The sequence below is a fragment of the Chryseobacterium sp. AG844 genome (assembly GCF_003182335.1).
In the GTDB taxonomy this organism is placed as follows: domain Bacteria; phylum Bacteroidota; class Bacteroidia; order Flavobacteriales; family Weeksellaceae; genus Chryseobacterium; species Chryseobacterium cupriresistens.
This window is the reverse complement of sequence record NZ_QGTV01000024.1, coordinates 1-18,510: the sequence shown is the minus strand read 5'-3', so window position 1 is coordinate 18,510 and position 18,510 is coordinate 1. Positions and strand designations below refer to the sequence as shown.

Here is an 18,510-nt window from a genome sequence, read left to right as displayed (position 1 = left end):
TCTCACGATGTATGGATCATGAGCTGTACACTGTTAAAATTTCGAAGCGCTTCTTAATTTTTTAGGGAAGTGAACCTTTAAAAACGGAGGCGAAACATCTGCTTCCCGATCCGGAGTTTAATCTCTGTTTTCTCTGGTTTTTTTGAAATCAGTTTTTGGTCATATTTTGTTGATTTCTAAGGCAAATTTGCGGTAAAAAAGAATAGAGATGTTAGACAAAACATAGACATCAATAGACAGTAATGAAGTGTGGAGTTATTACGGAAATCCGTAATGAGGTATGACTGAAAATCATCTACTTTGTAATGCCCGAAAACACTGTTTATGTCCAAGAAAAAACTACTGATTAATGAAGTATTTGAGCAGGCAAGAAAAGAGTCGGAGAAAACCACAAAAAGTGGATTGGCTTCTTATCTGCATCTTTGTTTTATTGATAATCTGAAATTCTATGATATTTCAGAGAAAACATTCATACGATATTATGAAGACTTTGTAGAAGGGAACAGCTGCAGGAATATTGAGGCAGAGAGGCTCAACAAGATGAGCCAGTATATAGGCTATAAAGACTTCACTGATTTTTCAAGGACTTTTATCAGAAATGATGAAAAAAAGAATCTGACCACGGTAAAAATAAGTGTGGATCAGGATGAGGAGGTTATATCAGAGAGGCTGTCTAAAATCAATATTAATATCATTAATGAGCAGCATTTTAAAATGCCGGAGTTTGCCAGACAAAATAGTTTTGGTCTCTTAGGGATATTAATGCTTGGAGGATTTTTGATCGGGAATTATTACTGTTCGTCCGGAAACAGAAACGTACATGAACCATTCAGTTTTTTGGCTCTTCCCGCAGTTGAAAAGAATTGTATGTACTGGGATCAAAATGAATATAAGCTTGCCGATTGCAATGAAGAAAATCTTGTATTGAATATTGTTCCTAAGGATGATATTCAGATTAAGTACTTTAAACGGGTTACGAGAAAAGATACACTTACAGTTGAAAACGCTTTGGGAAAAATGTGGTATTCAAAAGTCAGAGGGAAAGTTGAGTTTTTTACTATGGATGGAGTTGACCCGGAAAACAAAAAAGAATTAAAACCAGCCACAGAATACATCATTAGAAAATATTCGGGTAAACACGAAATGATACAGGCAGAATAGACTTCCTTCACCAATATTTAAAATTCAACAGGAATGTTTCCCGGTATACGCATGTTTGCATCAAACAAGAAGCGAAGAGGTTCCTCTTCGCTTCTGTTATTTTTATATTGATTGTAAATGTCCGAATTACATTTTGTTTTATTCTGCATTCAGCATTCCCATCTCTCCGAAGTGTTTTTTAAACTTCTGGATTTTTGGTCCCACTACAGCGCTGCAATACGGCTGTGTCGGATTTTCATTATAATACCCCTGATGATATTGTTCTGCCGGCCAGAATTTGTCGAATTTCGTTAATTCCGTTACATAGGTACCAGCCCATCTTCCCGATTCCTGAGATACTTTAATGGCTTCTTCGGCTTTTGCCTTCTCTGCATCATCTTTATAGTAAATCACAGAACGGTACTGGGTTCCGATGTCATTTCCCTGTCTGTTCAGTTGGGTGGGATCATGAAGGAAGAAAAACACATCCATCAGCTGTTCATAAGAAATAACTGACGGGTCATAAGTGATCTGTACCACTTCCGCATGTCCGGTTTCTCCTGTACAGACTTCCTGATAAGTCGGATTGTCTTTATGTCCGCCTGAATATCCTGAAATAGCAGATTGTATCCCTTTCAGCATATTGAAACAGCTCTCCACGCACCAGAAACATCCGCCTCCGAAAGTAATCTGTTCTAAATTATTATTGTCCATTGTAGGTAATTATATTGTTTTATGATCTCTTCCTTTATCCGGAAAAGCTGATCAAAAATAGGAAAAACTTTTTCATTTAAACACGATTTTACGTCTGAAACGTAAATTGCAATGATAGATGTGACAAATAATTCTAAACACAAATAACACCGATGTTTTCACAAATAACACAAGGAAAATAGTATGCAGTTTCTCGCACCTAATCATCGTAAAGTAGTTTAGAACGGTTAGTATTAGCCATGTCATGCTGGGCTTTGTCAAAGCATTTTACTTTTTAACACAAATAACACCAATGCTTTCACAAATAGGCATAAGAAAATATAACCCGATCATCTGTGAAAATCTGTGCGATCTGTGGTCAAAATAGATTCAATACAAATGTTAATGATTGATATCTGAGATCATTTAAAAAAGTGGGAATTAACGCTGTCATGCAGAGCATAGTCGAAGCATCTTATTATATTCTCCCTTTTACTTTTAAACAAAAATAACACTAATGTTTTCACTAGAAAATATAGAATAATAACCTGTGAAAACCTGTGCAATCTGTGGGAACAAAAAAAGCACCCTAAGAGGATGCTCTGAATTATTTACAATAGCGTTCAGTTATTTTTCCCAAACCAAAGCACTTGCTCCAAGAATGGCGGCATCTGCTTCGTCAAGCTCACTGAATACCAGTTTTACCTTATTTCTGAAAATAGGAAGAAGGTTTCTTTCCATATGCAGTTTAGCAGGCTTTAAGATAAAATCTCCCGCTTTGATTACTCCTCCAAACAGAAGAATAGCTTCCGGTGAAGAGAACATAACAAAATTAGCCAGGGCTTCACCCAGTTTCTGACCCGTATATCTGAAAACCTCAATCGCAATAGGATCTTCCTTGATAGCACATTCGTATACTGTTTTAGAATTGATCGCATCTTCAGGATATTGGTTCAACATGGATTCCGGGAATTCTGCCCTCATTTTTTTGGCTGTAATGGTAATTCCCGTAGCAGAAGCATAGGCTTCCAGACTTCCTTCTGATCCCGTGCTCCAGTGCTTTCTACCACCTGGTTTTACAATCGTATGACCCAATTCTCCGGCAAACCCGTCATGTCCATAGATTAAACTTCCATTGGCAATGATTCCGCTGCCTACCCCTGTTCCCAGTGTAATCATGATGAAATCCTTCATTCCTCTTGCTGCTCCGAAAAGCATTTCTCCAAGAGCTGCCGCATTGGCATCATTGGTTACTGTACAAGGCAGACTGAATTTTGCCGTCATCAGTTCAGCGAAAGGAATAACGCCTTTCCAGGGAAGGTTAGGAGCCAGTTCTATCGTTCCTTTGTAGTAGTTTGCATTAGGTGCGCCTACTCCAATTCCGTCAAAGTGTGCTTCAGTTCCATACTTTTCCATCATTGGATAAACATGTTCATATAAAGCATCAATGAAATCCTCAACTTTGTCATAAGCATCGGTTCTCAGGTTTCCTTTATCCAGAACTTCCCCACGGTGGTTTACGATTCCGAATTTAGTATTGGTTCCGCCGATGTCAACTCCAAGGGCAACTTGTTTTGATAAATCTATTAATGACATTTCTATTATTAAATTCTAGGCGCTAAAATTATAAAAAAGATTGTATTAATGGATTATTAATAGGGTTTTATTTAATATGTTAAACCGTTTTTACTTTTTTTTTTCTTTTTTCTGCCCCACCATATCATAAATCCGGTAACCGGAAGCGAGGCACAAATGATACTTACAATAAAAGCAATGATCTTGGTAGGAAGTCCCAGAATAGCACCTACGTGAATATCATAATTGGCGTTCACAACCTTTTCTCCGAAGTTTTTGTCTTTCGGGTCATGAGTGTGCAGCAATTCCCCTGAGTTTTCATCAAAGATTAAGCTGCTGCTTTTATGATATGAATAAGAAAGATGCTTTACGTAAACTTCAAAGTTGGGGTGCTCGTGATCATCCATATGCGGATGTCCTAAATCGATAGCGAAACCATAAGATTCAGGATATTTTGTCTGTACTGTATTGATGATTTTATCCAGTGTTCCTTCTGTTCTCCATTCGATAGGTGCCTTTGTTTTAATATGTGAGAAGTCGGGATATTTTGTTTCTCCACCGGAAAATATCACATAGATCATCGCCTGCACCACAAAGAATGCATAGAAAAGTCCCGTGATGGAAAAGATCAGAGCAAAGATCGATGCGTAAAATCCCAGTACATTATGAAGGTCGTAGTTTTTTCGCTTCCAGCTTTTAATATTTTTCCATTTGAAGGCAAAACGCTGTTTTCTGGCTGCTTTGTTCTTAGGCCACCATAGAATGATCCCGGAGATCAGCATGATAATAAAGATAATAACAGGAATTCCCACTACATAAGTTCCCCAGTCCTGTTTCAGGAGGTAGCTCCAGTGGATCATTTTTACAATATTGAAGAATCCGTTTTTCTCATCATAGACCCTCAGTACTTTTCCGGTGTATGGGTTTACATAAGCCTGTTTATAGATGGGAAATTCATCAAAATAGTTCCAGGCATCCGTATTATGTTCATACCAGAAGAACATATAGGACATTTTTTTATCAATAGGAACATTTACCCAGTGGATAGGATATTTCTCTTTTACCTGTTCCGCAACAGCCTTTTCCATTACTCTGATGGGAAGGACCTGTTTCTGCTCTATATTTTGCTCGTGATGGTAGATGACATCTTTTCGGGTGATATTTTCCACTTCATCCTTAAAAACATACAATGCTCCGGTAATAGAGATAATAAAGATCAGGAACCCTATTCCCAATCCGAACCACAGATGCAGTTTGGCAGACCATTTCTTAATGAACCCCGGCTTCTTTTTATGATGATGTTTTTTCTTCATATAACAATAAAAGTAAAGCAAATATATGCTTAACTTTTTATTTAGTTTAATTAAAATCTATATTCAACCATGAATGTTCCTCTCAGTCCAAGAGCATTGGTAAAATCACTGTCTCTTGCTGTCCACCATGAAATGGCAGGCTGGTACAGTTTGTTGAAAATGTTTTCAATACCTAATGATACTCTCCAGTTGTTGTTAACCTCATAACTGGATTTGAAATTGAAAACAGTATACTCAGGTACATATCCTTCACCATAAGCATACAATCCTGTCTTGGCATTAGGTTCAAATCTGTTTTGCTGGAAAGAGTGGAGCATATCAAGCCCAACTGATAGAGCAGGGATAGGTCTGGCCTGAACATATGCCAATACTTTAGGGGCAGAAATTCTGCTGTTGTTGATCTTTGTGGAATAATCACCATCGTCTTTTACAGAAGTAATTCCTTCCATCCAGCTATAGCTTCCGCCAAACTGAATCCATTTTACCGGAGTAAAGTGTAAGAATCCTTCCACTCCGTACACGATTTCAGGAGATCGCTGAATCATTAATGCTCTGTCCGGACTTTGTACGAATGATGCTCCCAGTTTGGATGTGCTTACATAAGAAGTTAATTCATAATTCAGCCAGCTGGAAAGCTGTCCTGTTGCTCCCAATTCGTAATTATTAACGATGATGGGTTTCGTTTCCAGATTTTTGATCGTTTCAGAAGTTGAGGTTCTTAAAATTCTTCCTAACTCATTGATAGAGTAGGCCTGAGAGAAGCTACCAAAGAGATTGATATAAGGCTCAATATTATAACGGAGACCAATATTTCCTACCAGTGCATTGTAGCTCAGTTTTCCGCCTACAACAGGAATACTTTTCGTAAAAGTTCCGTCACTTTTCAGGGTAGAAAGGGTATTGAAGTCATCTACATTTACTTTGATGTTTTCGTAACGAAGTCCTCCTTTGATGGTGAACTTTTTAAACAGATCTATTTTTGCCAGTACGAAAGGTGCAATATTGGTCATGTTCATATTCGGAGTCCAGAAACGTCCGTCTTCCAGTTTTTGTACCGTTTCATCATTCAGAATATCGGCTCCGTAGATAATTTCTCCCTGAGAGTTGGCTGAGTTCCAAAGCTGGGTATCAAAATTGAATCTTGCTCCTGCTTTTTTTGAGATTACATTCGACTGCCCGCCGTTGAAAAAGGTGTCGCTGTAGCCGTAAACGGTTTTAAAATCCTGATAATAAAGGTTGATATTCAAAGACGTTCCTGCAAACAGGTTCTTGTTGTCGTAGCTTAATCTTATGTTGTGGTTTTTAGGAGTTCCCTGGGGAGTTGTTTCCAAACCTTTCCCAATTCCTTCACCAATCGTTGGCTTGATGCCGTATTTTCCTGTTTTTAATCCTACATTCAGATCTGATCTTGAAGAATAACCAATATAAGAAGCCTCAATTCTCTGATTTTCGTTGATGTCATAACCTATTTTCAACAGTCCGTTGTAGTTGTCCATCTTCGCAATGCTATAGGTAGGACTTATCAAAACACCATCACCGTCTTTTGTATATCCTGTTCTTTCGTAGGCTAATGAAAGGGTATAATCAAACTTGTTGATCTTTCCTGATAAAAGCTGACTGGCTCTTACTCCTAAAGTACCTCCATAAGGCTGCCCTGTAAGCCCGATCTGTGAAATTCCGGAGATTTTTTTATCTGTTTTGCTTCTTTTTGTAATATAATTGATGATCCCTCCGTCTGCTCCGTTACCATAAATGGAAGAAGCTCCTTTGATTACCTCTATTCTTTCGATCGCTGAAGGGTCAATGGTTCTTAAATCTCTTGCTCCGTTACGAAGTGGGGTAGACTGTGGAATTCCATCAATCAAAACTAGAACCTGACGTCCTCTTAAGGTCTGTCCTGTATTGGATGTCTGCCCTGAATTGGTTCCTAAACTGGGAACGGTATACTGCAGGATGCTTGTGATATCTGAGTTAACGGTCAGCTGAGACTGAATCTGTTTCTCTCCTACCACCGTTATGGAGCTTGGAACTTCTTTGATGCTTTCCTTTTTTCTGGAAGCAGTCATGACAACCTCGTCTACATTTTTAGTTTGTAAACTATCTTTTACCTGAGCAAAAACAGTAGCAGTTCCTAAGCAGGCAGCTGATAAAAGCACTTTTTTCATTATATTTTCTTTCCTTTTTTCTTTCTTTTTCCCCACCAGACCAGAAATCCGGTTACAGGGAGCGATGTACATGTGAGGCCGGCTATAAACCAGATGACTTTTCCAATGATTCCGAAGTAGGAACCGGTATGGATGTCATAATTGGCGTTGGAATATTTCTCGGCAGTATTGAGATTGTGATGAGGTTTATTGGCGAGTAGTTTTCCGGAGTATTTGTCGAATGTCAGGATGTTTCTTTCACTGTATCTTCCATCCATTCCGTAAACCGTTACAGGAAGATTCTTCAGTTCTTTTCCTTTTTTATTCTTTCCGTTCAAAGTAATTCTGAAGCTGGATGATTTTGCGTACAGCTTTTGAGTTTGTGTCGCAGCGAGATCAAAAACAGCTTCATTCTTTGCCATCAGAGAGTCCGGAGATTTTCTTTCTTTTTCCTTTGGAAGTTCCCATGAACCTGATAATGCAAAAGTAAAAGTGTTTTTTACATAGGGATAAGCAAAATAAAGCCCTGTAATACTTAATAGCAATGCAATAAATGATGCATAGAATCCAAGAACATTATGAAGATCATAATTTTTACGCTTCCAGTTTTTTACATTTTCCCAGTTGAACCAAAAACGTCCTTTTCTTGCATTTTTGTTTTTAGGCCACCATAAAATGATTCCCGTAATTAGCATAATGACGAAAATAACAGTTGGGATTCCTACAGTATACGGTCCCCATTCTGAATTAAGCAGAAGCCCCCAGTGGATATATTTCAAGATGTTGAATACATCATACTTCTCATTATAAACCGCCAGGATTTGCCCGGTGTACTGATTCACATAGACCAGTTTGTTAATGTGTACCTGCTGAAAATAATTCCATCCTTTTTTGCTTTTGTCATAGTACTCAAACTGGTAGGATTTATTTTTATCCAAAGGAATTTCTACAGCGCTTACAGGATATTTTTCATTAAGTTCCAGCGTAACTTTTTCACGAAGCAGATTAATAGACAATGGCTTTTTTCCGATATCCTCCTTTTTCAGGTAAATGGCTTCTTTGCGTAAGCTATTCTGTATTTCATCCTTAAAAACATATAAAGTCCCTGAAAGAGAGACTATAAATACAATGATTCCAACAGATAAACCCAGCCACAAATGCAGCTTTGCAGACCATTTTTTTGTGGAAGAAACCTTCTTTTTATGATGATGCTTTTTTCTCATAGCAAAAAGTTAACCCCATGAGGGGCTAACCTTTGATTTTTTAAAATTTATATCCTATTGATACTCTCCAGTTACGCGGAGCATTGTAGATCCAGGCATATTCTCCTCCATCACCTCTATATCCGCTGTAAAGCTTTCTGTTAAGAACATTGTTCAACATAAAGTTAATATCGAATTTTTTAGCAACATAAGAAACGCCGAAGTTGGTATCAAAATAATCAGGAAGACTCTGATCTTTTGTGGCACTTACCCCATACCAGGATTGTCTTCCTCCCTGATATTGATATCCTGCAGAAATACCGAAACCATTTAAAACACCATTCTGGAATCTATAGTTGATCCAGGTATTCTGAACATTTTTTGCATTTCCTGGAGACTGAACTCCAATTCTTGCAGGATCTGTGTCTTTGATGGTTTTTGCATCAGTGTAGGCATAGTTTACAATGATGTTCAATCCTTTGATGATTTCTCCTTTGATATCTGTTTCAAAACCTCTTGCTCTTTGTTCTCCGGTTGGAATCTGAAAAGCAACTCCACCGTTTTCATTAGCGTTTCCTGCTACAAGAATATTTTGTCTTCTGATTTCGTATACTGCGAAGGTAGAGTTCCATTTTCCACCGAACCAGTCTTTCTTCAATCCAAATTCAATATTCTGACCTCTGAAAGGATCTGTAATCAGGGTCTGATGAATTCCTGTTCCGGATTGTGGTACAAAAGTCTTATCATAGATTCCGTAAGCAGAAAAGTTTTCATTAATAGAATAACTCACTCCAACTCTTGGGGTAAATTCACCCGCTGTATCTGGTACAACAGGAGTTCCAGGGCTCAGATTAGGGTATGCAGAATAGGTTTTACCGCTGGTATACCTTCCTGCTAATGTTAATCTCAATTTATTATTAAACATTTCAATCTGATCCTGAGCATAATATGAAGTATATTTTACCCCCTGATCGTTATAAAACGGAGCAGAAGTGTTTAAGCTATAAAAGTCAGAAGAAGGAAGTTTTGAAGGATCTACTCCATAATTTACATTATAAATATTAATAGGGAAAGGACCTCCGGCAAAAGATGAAAAGTCTGCATTATACTTTCTGTCTCCATAATCGAATCCTGCAATTATTTTATGTACAATGTTTCCTGTGTTAAGCTTACCTCTTACATAGGTTTGGAAAATGTGATTTTTTCCTTTTGCCTGCCAGTTGCTTAAGGTTCTGTTGAAAACATTCTTATTGTTCGCATCAAAAGTTCCCCACCAAGAACCTCCGTCGTAATTCAGGTCCATATAAGCATATTGTGTGCTCCAAACCCAATCTTTGAAAAGTTTTTGGTCTAAACTTAAAAATAAACTCTGATCTTTTACTTCAGTTTTCTTGAAGTTCGGATCATTAAAGTTGGTATGTACATTCAGTGAAGCGTATCCGTCATTTGACATCAGATAAGCTCCCGGCTGGTTGAATTTTAAATACTGATAATTGTATTGTGCTGTAAATGTAGTCGTCTTTGTAGGTCTGAAAGTAATGGAAGGGGCAACAATGAATTTGTTTGTTTTGTCATTTTCCACCCAGGATTTATTAGAGCTTCCCATCAAATTGATACGGTAGTCTAAAACCCCGTCTTTTACAAGAACTCCATCCAGATCAGCTTCTCCTCTGAAAAGATTATAGCTTCCCGTTGTGAAACGCACACTGTTGGCAAACTTTCCTGTAGGTTTTTTAGTTACTACATTATAAAATCCGGCAGGATCTCCCATAGATCCCATAAATCCGGCAGGACCTTTTACAAACTCTATTCTGTCTATGATAGATGCGTCAGGATTGATGGGTCCCCAAGTAGAAGAAACATTCATCCCGTTCATGAAAGTAGCAATACCTGCTCCTCTCATGAAAACATTGGAATATACATTATCCCAGTGTTCTACTTTTCTTGCCCCACTTACGTTACGGACTATTCCTTCAGACATATTTAGAGTCATCTGATCAGCAAGAACCTGTGAACTTACAGACTGTACATTTTGTGGCAGCTCAAGAATAGGCGTCTGAATTCTCAGTGAACCTGAAACCTCATTCAGCTTGTACTTCTGATAATATCTTCCGTTAACAACTACTTCTTCAATGTCATTGGATTTGATGGTGTCTTTTTTTTGCGCAGAAACCAATATTGTTCCCAGTGCGGAAGCACAGATCAGTACATTTTTCATGAAACTCAAATTTTCTGCAAATATATTATTTTTAACTGTTCTAAATAAATAATAATATTGATATTTATCATAAAATTATTATATACTGAATAACAAAAAACCGCTATGGCCAATGCCAGAGCGGTTTTTAGATGATATTATTAAATTTTTCTTAAGCCGGAATTTCGCCTTTATATAAGAAAGAAATAATTTCTTTGTTTAATTTATCGATCATTTCACTGAATAAGTGGAAAGATTCCTGCTTGTAAATTACCAATGGATCTTTCTGCTCGTAAACAGCTCCTTGTGAAGATCTTCTTAAGTCGTCCATCTCACGAAGGTGAAGCTTCCAGTTTTCATCGATAATTGATAAAGTGATATTCTTTTCAAAATCGTTCACTAAACTTTCACACTGAGTATCGTAAGCTTCTTTAAGATCAGCTACAATTGTCATTGTTTTGTGTCCGTCTGTGAATGGAACCTGGATCATTTTGAACATTGAACCTTGATTTTGGTATACATTCTCAATGATTGGGAATGATTTTTCTTTCAATAGGTTCAGCTTCATTTTGTAGTCTTCCTGAGCTGCTTTGAATAAGATATTCGTCAGATCCTGAACGTTTTTATTATTAAAATCACTTTGAGAAACCGGAGATTCCATTGTGAATGTTTTAATGATTTCGTATTCAAAATCTTTATAATTTCCTGAAGCTTTCCCTTTCGCAACGATAGAATTAGCTACATCAAAAATCATATTGGTGATGTCATACTTCAAGTGGTCTCCGAAAAGAGCATTCTTTCTTCTCTTGTAGATTACGTCACGCTGCTTATTCATAACATCATCGTACTCAAGAAGCCTTTTTCTTGTTCCGAAGTTATTTTCTTCCACTTTCTTCTGAGCTCTTTCAATAGACTTACTGATCATAGAGTGCTGAATTACTTCACCCTCTTTATGCCCCATTCTGTCCATCATTTTAGCAATTCTTTCAGAACCGAACAAACGCATTAAGTTATCTTCAAGAGATACGTAGAACTGAGAACTTCCCGGATCTCCCTGACGTCCCGCTCTACCTCTCAACTGTCTGTCAACACGTCTTGAATCGTGTCTTTCAGTACCGATAATCGCTAAACCTCCCGCATCTTTTACTTCCTTAGAAAGCTTGATATCCGTACCACGTCCTGCCATGTTGGTTGCAATGGTTACAACTCCCGGCTGTCCTGCTCCAGCTACAATTTCCGCTTCTTTTTTGTGAAGCTTTGCGTTCAATACCTGGTGTGGGATCTTTCTTAATTGAAGTGCTTTTGATAGTAATTGAGAAATTTCAACAGAAGTAGTACCTACAAGTACAGGTCTTTTCTGTGCTGTTAATTTTTCAATTTCTTCGATGACAGCATTATATTTTTCTCTATTCGTTTTGAAAACCAGGTCTTGTTTGTCATGTCTTAAAATAGGACGGTTGGTAGGAATTACCACAACGTCTAATTTGTAGATTTCCCAAAGTTCTCCAGCTTCGGTTTCAGCAGTACCTGTCATCCCCGCAAGCTTGTTGTACATACGGAAATAGTTCTGAAGCGTGATGGTTGCAAAAGTTTGAGTAGCTGCCTCAATTTTTACATTCTCTTTCGCTTCAATTGCCTGGTGAAGACCGTCTGAATAACGACGTCCCTCCATGATACGACCTGTCTGCTCATCAACGATTTTTACTTCACCATCAATCACCACATACTCATCATCTTTTTCAAATAACGTGTAAGCTTTCAATAGCTGGCTCATGGTGTGAACACGCTCAGATTTTTCAGCAAATTCAGCGAAAAGTTTTTCTTTAGCTTCGAACTCTTCTTCTTTGGGAAGATTTTTAGCTTCTACTTCAGCAATCTCAGTTCCGATATCCGGAAGTACGAAGAAGTTAGGATCAGAGTTACCTTGAGACATGTATTCAACACCTTTGTCTGTAAGATCAACCTGATTGTTTTTCTCCTCGATTACGAAGTAAAGATCTTTATCTACAATCGGCATATCACGGTTGTTGTCCTGCATGTATTGTGCTTCAACTTTCTGAAGCAATGCTCTGTTTCCGCTTTCCGATAAGAATTTGATTAATTGTCTGTTTTTTGGAAGACCTCTGTATGCCTGAAGTAATTTGAAACCACCTTCTTTTGTATTTCCTGCAGCGATTAATTTCTTCGCTTCATTGAAAATAGCGGAAACGGTTTTCTTTTGTACTTCAACAATTCTGTCGATAGAAGGCTTAAGAACATCAAACTCCTGTCTGTCTCCCTGAGGAACCGGACCTGAAATGATCAATGGTGTTCTGGCGTCATCTACCAATACAGAGTCCACCTCATCTACGATAGCAAAGTTAAGTTCTCTTTGTACCAGTTCTGAAGGTGATGTCACCATGTTGTCTCTCAGATAATCGAAACCGAATTCGTTATTCGTTCCATAGGTAATATCCGAGTTGTATGCTTTTCTTCTTCCGTCCGAGTTCGGTTGGTGGTTATCAATACAATCGATAGACATACCGTGGAACTGATAAAGAGGTCCCATCCATGCCGAGTCTCTTTTTGCAAGATAATCGTTCACGGTTACAACGTGTACCCCTCTTTCAGGAAGTGAATTTAAATAAATAGGTAATGTTCCTACCAAAGTTTTACCTTCACCGGTTGCCATTTCGGCAATTTTACCACTGTGAAGAATAATCCCTCCGATAAACTGAACATCATAGTGGACCATATCCCAAACTACAGGAGTTCCGGCAGCGTCCCATGAGTTTTTCCAAACAGCTGTGTCTCCCTCAATGCTGACGAAATCTTTTCCCGCAGCAGCCAGTTCTCTGTCCCAGTCACTAGCCGTTACACGGATTTCTCCATTCTGAGCCCATCTTCTTGCCGTTTCTTTGATCAATGCAAAAGCTTCGGGAAGAATCTGAACCAGAACTTTTTCTTCAATTTCGTAAGATTCTTTCTTTAAAGACTCAATTTTTGAGAAAAGAGCTTCTTTTTCATCAACGTTGGTTGAATTTTTTATCTGCTCTTTTATCTGTTCTATTTGAGCGGTGATCTTGCTGGTTGCAGATTTTATATTCTCTTTAAACTCAGCCGTCTTTTGTCTCAACCCATCATCTGACAATTGTTGGATGTTAGGTTCTACAGCTCTGATTTTTGTTACAACTTTTTTTACTTCTTTTAGGTCCTGCGCTTTTTTGTCTCCCAAAAACCCTTTAAGAACTTTGTTTAAAAAACTCATAAATTTTTTGCTTTATGCTTAATGCAAAATGCTTTAAGCGTTTTAAATAACACTTATCGTGTAAATTATATATAAAAAGGGCAAAAAAGCTCTAAGCACGCAGCCTAAAGCTTATCGCTTTATTAATATTCGTCCTCGTTCCAAAGGAAATCCTCGTCAGTAGGATAGTCACTCCATACTTCTTCGATAGATTCATAAATTTCTCCTTCATCCTCAATAGCCTGAAGGTTTTCTACTACTTCCATTGGTGCACCAGTTCTGATTGCGTAGTCAATAAGCTCTGCTTTTGTCATTGGCCAAGGTGCGTCACTTAGATATGAAGCTAATTCTAATGTCCAGTACATAATTTTCTAATTTTTTGCAAAAGTATAAAAATAGGTTGTATAATAAACTTTTTTATACTTGATTTTCAATTCTTTTTATAATTTTTTCTTATAAATGTCTGTCACAAACTAACTGGCAGCTATGTCAGCCATTTACTTATTGTCGTTTTCTCAAAAACCATTCCACAAATTTTTTTATGCCATTTTGGAAGTCTGTGGCCGGATTATACCCTATTAAATCCTTTGCTTTTGTAATATCGGCATTCGTTTTTGTGACATCTCCCGGCTGCATTGGCAGAATTTTTTTGATGGCAGATTTTCCCAATGCCTTTTCAATAGTAGCCACCATTGCAGACAAAGTGATTACCTGGTTTTCACCCAGATTCACAATTTCATAAATTCCTGAATTGTTTTCCAGATAAAGAATAGATTTGGTAATTCCATCAATGATATCATCTATATAAGTATAGTCTCTGGCCGTATTTCCGTCACCATAGAAAGGGATTTCCTGATTTTCCGAAATAAGCTTTGTGAACTTGTGTATGGCAAGGTCAGGTCTCTGTCTTGGTCCATATACTGTAAAAAACCTGAGCTGGATCATATCTATATGGTATAGATTATGGTAAACATGTCCTATAATTTCTCCGCTTTTCTTGGTAGCAGCATACGGAGAGATAGGATTGTCTACATTATCTGTTTCCGCAAAGGGAATTTTTTCATTGTTTCCATAAACACTTGACGAAGATGCACAGATGAATTTTTTAATATGGAAATCCTTACACAGTTCCCAAAGATTCATAGTACCCCGTACATTCACTTCTTCGTACTCCAGAGGACGTTCAATAGAAGGGCGAACACCGGCAAGTGCAGCAAGATGGATCACCATGTCAATATGATGATTCTTAAAGATGTTTTCAAGACCTTTTAGGTCCCTGATATCCTGCCAATAGAGGGAATATTGGTCAGAATGGGTGAGGGAAACCAAACGCGGAATATCCGTCTCTTTATCCGAGAATTCAAAATCCGAATTTTTACCGATTGACTCTAAAGTATTTTTAATTTTTACCTGATAGTCATAGAAATTATCAAAATTGTCAATGTTTATGACAGAATGTCCATTTTTTAATAATTTCTCTATTAGATGGGAACCAATAAAGCCGCTTCCTCCGGTTACAAGATAATTCATTTGTTGATTTTAATAGACAAATTTATTAATAAAACTTGAATGACGTTTTTATACTTTTGTCTGAAAATATAAATCAATGATAAATCTTCAAAAGTTATTTGTACTTCCCAAGGAAGAAGATGAAGAATTTACATTTGGCGAGATAGAGGAAGGTATTTATTTCCGCGGTCATAATCTCTGGCTTCTGGTAATTTCCATGGGTATTGCTTGTATTGGGTTAAATGTTAATAGCCCGGCTGCGGTAATTGGTGCAATGCTTATTTCTCCATTGATGGGACCTGTTGTTGGAATTGCATTTGGGTTTTCTATAGGAAACAGGAGGCTTATAAAGCTTGGTGTTTATAACTGGCTTTTGATGATTGTAGTGGCCATTTGTTCTTCCACATTATATTTTCTGGTTTCTCCTTTTCATTCAGAAACTTCACAGCTTGAAAGCTTTAAAACGGCAACGATTTTTGACTGTTTTTTAGCCCTGCTTGGAGGACTTGCATGGTTTCTGGGGATCGTAAGGAAAGAAGCAATCAAAGTTATCGCGGGGGTGGCAGTTTCTACAGCATGTATACCTCCTTTGTGCACAGCAGGATTTGGTATTGCTAATGGAAACTGGGAATATTTTTGGGGAGGCTTTTATTTTTATCTTATCAATTGTTTTTTTATAGCGGTGGGAACCTGGGTATTAAGCCTCGTGTTAGGATATCAGAAGTATTACAGAGAAAAAAACAGCAATAATCGTAAAGTTTCTGTATGGATAAGCTTACTTTCCGTTATTATTTTGATTCCGAGTATATTGCTTACCAAAAAGAAATGGGAGAATGAAACATTGAAAGAGAGGTCGGAAAAATATATCAGAATTATTAAGGAAAGCCATCCTGAGCTGGCTATTATTAATCATGAGTCATTTAAAGAAAAAACACAGAATTTTTTAAGGATCACCCTTTTGAACGACAGTGTTACCATCAGTAAAAAAAGACTGGATGAACATAATGAATTAGTGAAGGATATTCATCTGATATGGCAGTATTCACCTCAGTCAAAAAATATAAATAATCCGGAATTGCAAAAACTTCAAAGCCAGATAAATGCTCTAAAAAAGGAGCTGGATGAGATTAAATTGCAAAAAAAGATCAAATAAAATTTCTATATTTACTTATACTTAAAAACATCATTATGCAGTTTCAAGGGCAAATTTTAAAGATGACAAGCTACGATGCTAAGCCAATCCAATACTATCTCAATCTTTCCGGGGATCTGATCCACATGAATGAGCTGTTTGGAAAGGAGTTAAGCATAAAACATACAGGATTCCAGTGTGTAAATTGTGGTGAAAATAAACCAATTTACAGAATGGGATTCTGCAAAAATTGTTTTTTTGAAAGCCCTTATGCAAGCGATACCATTATCCGCCCGGAACTTTCTACAGCACATTTAGATATTGCGGAACGCGATCTTGATATCGAAAAACAGATTCAGCTGCAGCCACACACTGTTTATCTGGCCTATACAGGAGATGTAAAAGTAGGCGTAACCAGAAATACACAGATTCCTACAAGATGGATTGATCAGGGTGCAACTTTTGCATTGCCTATCGCAAGAACGGAAAACCGTTATGAAGCAGGAATGATAGAAGTAGCTTTAAAAGAACATCTGGCAGATAAAACCAATTGGAGAAAGATGCTGCAGGATGATTTTGAAGGAGAAGTAGACCTTGCCGATTTCCGACAAAAGATAAAAGAATATTTTCCTGACGATTTCCAGAAATTTTACAGCGATGGTGAAGAGCTGTGGATGTTTGATTATCCTTTTGAAAAACCGGAAAAAGTTTCTTCATTTACTTTGGATAAAAAACCTGAATTTACAGGAAGGCTTACCGGAATTAAAGGACAGTATCTGGGATTTGAAGGAGGGAACTTTATCAATGTAAGAGGACATGAGGGATATGTGATCGAACTCGAAATAAAGAACTAATATTAAATGATAGCCTTAACTTAGATGCAGATATCTTAAGCTAAGGCTATTTAAAAATGAATTTTATCAGTGGGCATAATAATTTACCCCGCATTCAAGGAATTTTTTGAAATCCTCTTTAGGCATATATCCTGAAACAGGCGTGTTGATTACTTTGCCGTCCGGAGTAATTAAAACATAGTGAGGCTGAGAGTTGTTGTTAAAGTTCACCTGCTGGAATAAACTCCATCTGTCTCCAATTGTTTTTACCTTTTTGATCTGTCCGTCACCCAGGTCAATTTTGGTTTTCTGATCCTCAGGAAGCTCTTCTTTGTCGTCTACATAGAGAGAAGCCAGTACTACATCGTTCTGAAGAATCGGTAAGATATCCGGTTCGCTCCATACAAATTCCTCCATTTTTCTACAGTTTTCACAACCGTATCCTGTAAAGTCGATCAGGATGGGTTTATCCTCTTTTTTGGCCAGTTCCACAGCTTTGAAGAAGTCGTGCTCCGGATGCGTTCCTAAAATCCCGTCTTTTTCATCATGGAAATAGCTCACATTCAGAGGAGGTAAGATTCCGCTTAATAACTGAATTTTAGGACGGTCAGATGGAATTAACCCCTGAACCAGGTAAATCACAAAACCAATTCCCAATACTCCCAATATCTTCCTTGTTATGGAGATTTTAGGCTTTTTATCATCATGCGGGAATCTGATGAATCCTAATAAGTATAATGCCAATCCTAATGCAATAATAATCCAGATGGCAATGAAAAGCTCTCTTTTTAAGAAGAATGTTTTGGATACAAGATCAGCTTTAGACAAGAATTTCAATGCCAATGCCAGTTCTACGAATCCTAAAACTACTTTTACCGTATTCATCCATCCTCCGGATTTCGGAAGGCTCTGTAATGCCTGCGGGAATAATGCCAGCAGTCCAAAAATAATTGCCCATGCCAGCCCGAATCCAGCCAAAGCAAATGTCAGCAGCATCGGAACATTGGATGAACCAGTTACTGCACTTCCCAGTAAACTTCCTAAAATAGGTCCTGTACAGGAGAAAGAAACGATCACCAACGTTAATGCCATGAAGAAAATACCAATAATTCCTCCTGCCTCTTCCGCTTTGGAAGATTTGTTGGCAATAGAACTTGGCAGCGTGATATCATAATACCCGAAGAAACTTCCGGCAAAGAAGATGAATATGATGAAGAACGCAATGTTCAGCCATACACTTGTGGAAATTTCATTGAAGACATTTCCGGCAATTCCATCAATAATATGGAAAGGGATACTTAATAAAACAAAGATCAGAAGGATAAAAAAACCATAAATAAGAGCATCCCTTTTTCCTTTGGCTTTATTTTTACTTTGTCTCGTCCTGAAAAAGGTTGACTAAAAAACCATAAAATTAGTCATCCTTATGAATCTAAAAAAAACATCGTCCCCTGTCCAAGAATACAGTGAGGCATTCAAACGACAAGTTGTCTCTGAATATGAACGGGGATTATATACAAAATCCCAATTGCAAACTCGATACAAT

At 37.6% G+C, this 18,510-nt stretch carries 12 protein-coding genes and 1 pseudogene; 3 read left to right on the top strand and 10 right to left on the bottom strand.

Annotated features, from left to right (window positions below; all coding sequences use genetic code 11):
* The first annotated feature begins 324 nt into the window (after window positions 1-324).
* A complete protein-coding gene (locus DEU40_RS18810) occupies window positions 325-1,161 on the top strand; it encodes a hypothetical protein (protein ID WP_110011277.1) in 837 nt (278 codons plus the stop codon).
* A gap of 138 nt (window positions 1,162-1,299) precedes the next feature.
* Here DEU40_RS18810 and msrA read toward each other — a convergent pair whose 3' ends face one another.
* The 9 genes from msrA to DEU40_RS18765 form a co-directional block, all read right to left on the bottom strand.
* Complete coding sequence (gene msrA, locus DEU40_RS18805; protein ID WP_110011276.1) at window positions 1,300-1,854, bottom strand: peptide-methionine (S)-S-oxide reductase MsrA; 555 nt, start codon at window positions 1,852-1,854, stop codon at window positions 1,300-1,302.
* 606 nt (window positions 1,855-2,460) lie between these two features.
* The gene (locus tag DEU40_RS18800; protein ID WP_110011275.1) at window positions 2,461-3,429 is read right to left on the bottom strand and encodes an ROK family protein; all 969 of its coding nucleotides are present in this window, start codon (window positions 3,427-3,429) and stop codon (window positions 2,461-2,463) included.
* A 71-nt stretch (window positions 3,430-3,500) separates the two neighbouring features.
* Window positions 3,501-4,721, bottom strand: a complete 1,221-nt coding sequence (locus DEU40_RS18795; protein ID WP_110011274.1) for a PepSY-associated TM helix domain-containing protein — start codon at window positions 4,719-4,721, stop codon at window positions 3,501-3,503.
* A gap of 50 nt (window positions 4,722-4,771) precedes the next feature.
* Window positions 4,772-6,886, bottom strand: coding sequence for a TonB-dependent receptor (locus tag DEU40_RS18790; RefSeq protein WP_110011317.1), 2,115 nt, complete (start codon window positions 6,884-6,886; stop codon window positions 4,772-4,774).
* Window positions 6,886-8,088 carry a PepSY-associated TM helix domain-containing protein gene (locus tag DEU40_RS18785; protein ID WP_110011273.1) on the bottom strand — a complete coding sequence of 401 codons (1,203 nt, stop codon included), beginning with the start codon at window positions 8,086-8,088 and terminating at the stop codon, window positions 6,886-6,888. Before DEU40_RS18785 ends, DEU40_RS18790 begins: the two co-directional genes overlap by 1 nt.
* Window positions 8,089-8,128: 40 nt before the next feature.
* On the bottom strand, window positions 8,129-10,285 hold the full coding sequence (locus DEU40_RS18780) for a TonB-dependent siderophore receptor (protein ID WP_110011272.1): 2,157 nt from the start codon (window positions 10,283-10,285) through the stop codon (window positions 8,129-8,131).
* A gap of 151 nt (window positions 10,286-10,436) precedes the next feature.
* Window positions 10,437-13,511: a preprotein translocase subunit SecA gene (secA, locus tag DEU40_RS18775; RefSeq protein WP_110011271.1), complete on the bottom strand. Its 3,075-nt coding sequence runs from the start codon at window positions 13,509-13,511 to the stop codon at window positions 10,437-10,439.
* A gap of 122 nt (window positions 13,512-13,633) precedes the next feature.
* Window positions 13,634-13,855, bottom strand: a complete 222-nt coding sequence (locus DEU40_RS18770) for a DUF2795 domain-containing protein (RefSeq protein WP_002662059.1) — start codon at window positions 13,853-13,855, stop codon at window positions 13,634-13,636.
* 136 nt (window positions 13,856-13,991) lie between these two features.
* Window positions 13,992-15,020 (bottom strand): GDP-mannose 4,6-dehydratase, encoded by a 1,029-nt coding sequence (locus tag DEU40_RS18765; RefSeq protein WP_110011270.1) that lies wholly within the window; start codon window positions 15,018-15,020, stop codon window positions 13,992-13,994.
* Between the two features lie 76 nt (window positions 15,021-15,096).
* Between DEU40_RS18765 and DEU40_RS18760 the strand changes: the two genes are divergently transcribed.
* Both DEU40_RS18760 and DEU40_RS18755 read left to right on the top strand, forming a co-directional pair.
* On the top strand, window positions 15,097-16,152 hold the full coding sequence (locus DEU40_RS18760; protein ID WP_110011269.1) for a DUF389 domain-containing protein: 1,056 nt from the start codon (window positions 15,097-15,099) through the stop codon (window positions 16,150-16,152).
* A 35-nt stretch (window positions 16,153-16,187) separates the two neighbouring features.
* Window positions 16,188-16,985, top strand: coding sequence for a DUF2797 domain-containing protein (locus tag DEU40_RS18755; protein ID WP_110011268.1), 798 nt, complete (start codon window positions 16,188-16,190; stop codon window positions 16,983-16,985).
* 66 nt (window positions 16,986-17,051) lie between these two features.
* Here DEU40_RS18755 and DEU40_RS18750 read toward each other — a convergent pair.
* Window positions 17,052-18,338: pseudogene (locus tag DEU40_RS18750) on the bottom strand (protein-disulfide reductase DsbD family protein); the annotation flags it as partial.
* Between the last annotated feature and the right edge of the window lie 172 nt (window positions 18,339-18,510).

What these genes read in the sequence shown, in the direction of transcription:
- DEU40_RS18795 (WP_110011274.1), bottom strand. Translation starts at nt 4,721, where the DNA reads ATGAAGAAAAAACATCATCATAAAAAGAAGCCGGGGTTCATTAAGAAA.
- secA (WP_110011271.1), bottom strand. Translation starts at nt 13,511, where the DNA reads ATGAGTTTTTTAAACAAAGTTCTTAAAGGGTTTTTGGGAGACAAAAAA.
- DEU40_RS18800 (WP_110011275.1), bottom strand. Translation starts at nt 3,429, where the DNA reads ATGTCATTAATAGATTTATCAAAACAAGTTGCCCTTGGAGTTGACATC.
- DEU40_RS18765 (WP_110011270.1), bottom strand. Translation starts at nt 15,020, where the DNA reads ATGAATTATCTTGTAACCGGAGGAAGCGGCTTTATTGGTTCCCATCTA.
- DEU40_RS18770 (WP_002662059.1), bottom strand. Translation starts at nt 13,855, where the DNA reads ATGTACTGGACATTAGAATTAGCTTCATATCTAAGTGACGCACCTTGG.
- DEU40_RS18760 (WP_110011269.1), top strand. Translation starts at nt 15,097, where the DNA reads ATGATAAATCTTCAAAAGTTATTTGTACTTCCCAAGGAAGAAGATGAA.
- DEU40_RS18755 (WP_110011268.1), top strand. Translation starts at nt 16,188, where the DNA reads ATGCAGTTTCAAGGGCAAATTTTAAAGATGACAAGCTACGATGCTAAG.
- DEU40_RS18785 (WP_110011273.1), bottom strand. Translation starts at nt 8,088, where the DNA reads ATGAGAAAAAAGCATCATCATAAAAAGAAGGTTTCTTCCACAAAAAAA.
- msrA (WP_110011276.1), bottom strand. Translation starts at nt 1,854, where the DNA reads ATGGACAATAATAATTTAGAACAGATTACTTTCGGAGGCGGATGTTTC.
- DEU40_RS18790 (WP_110011317.1), bottom strand. Translation starts at nt 6,886, where the DNA reads ATGAAAAAAGTGCTTTTATCAGCTGCCTGCTTAGGAACTGCTACTGTT.
- DEU40_RS18780 (WP_110011272.1), bottom strand. Translation starts at nt 10,285, where the DNA reads ATGAAAAATGTACTGATCTGTGCTTCCGCACTGGGAACAATATTGGTT.
- DEU40_RS18810 (WP_110011277.1), top strand. Translation starts at nt 325, where the DNA reads ATGTCCAAGAAAAAACTACTGATTAATGAAGTATTTGAGCAGGCAAGA.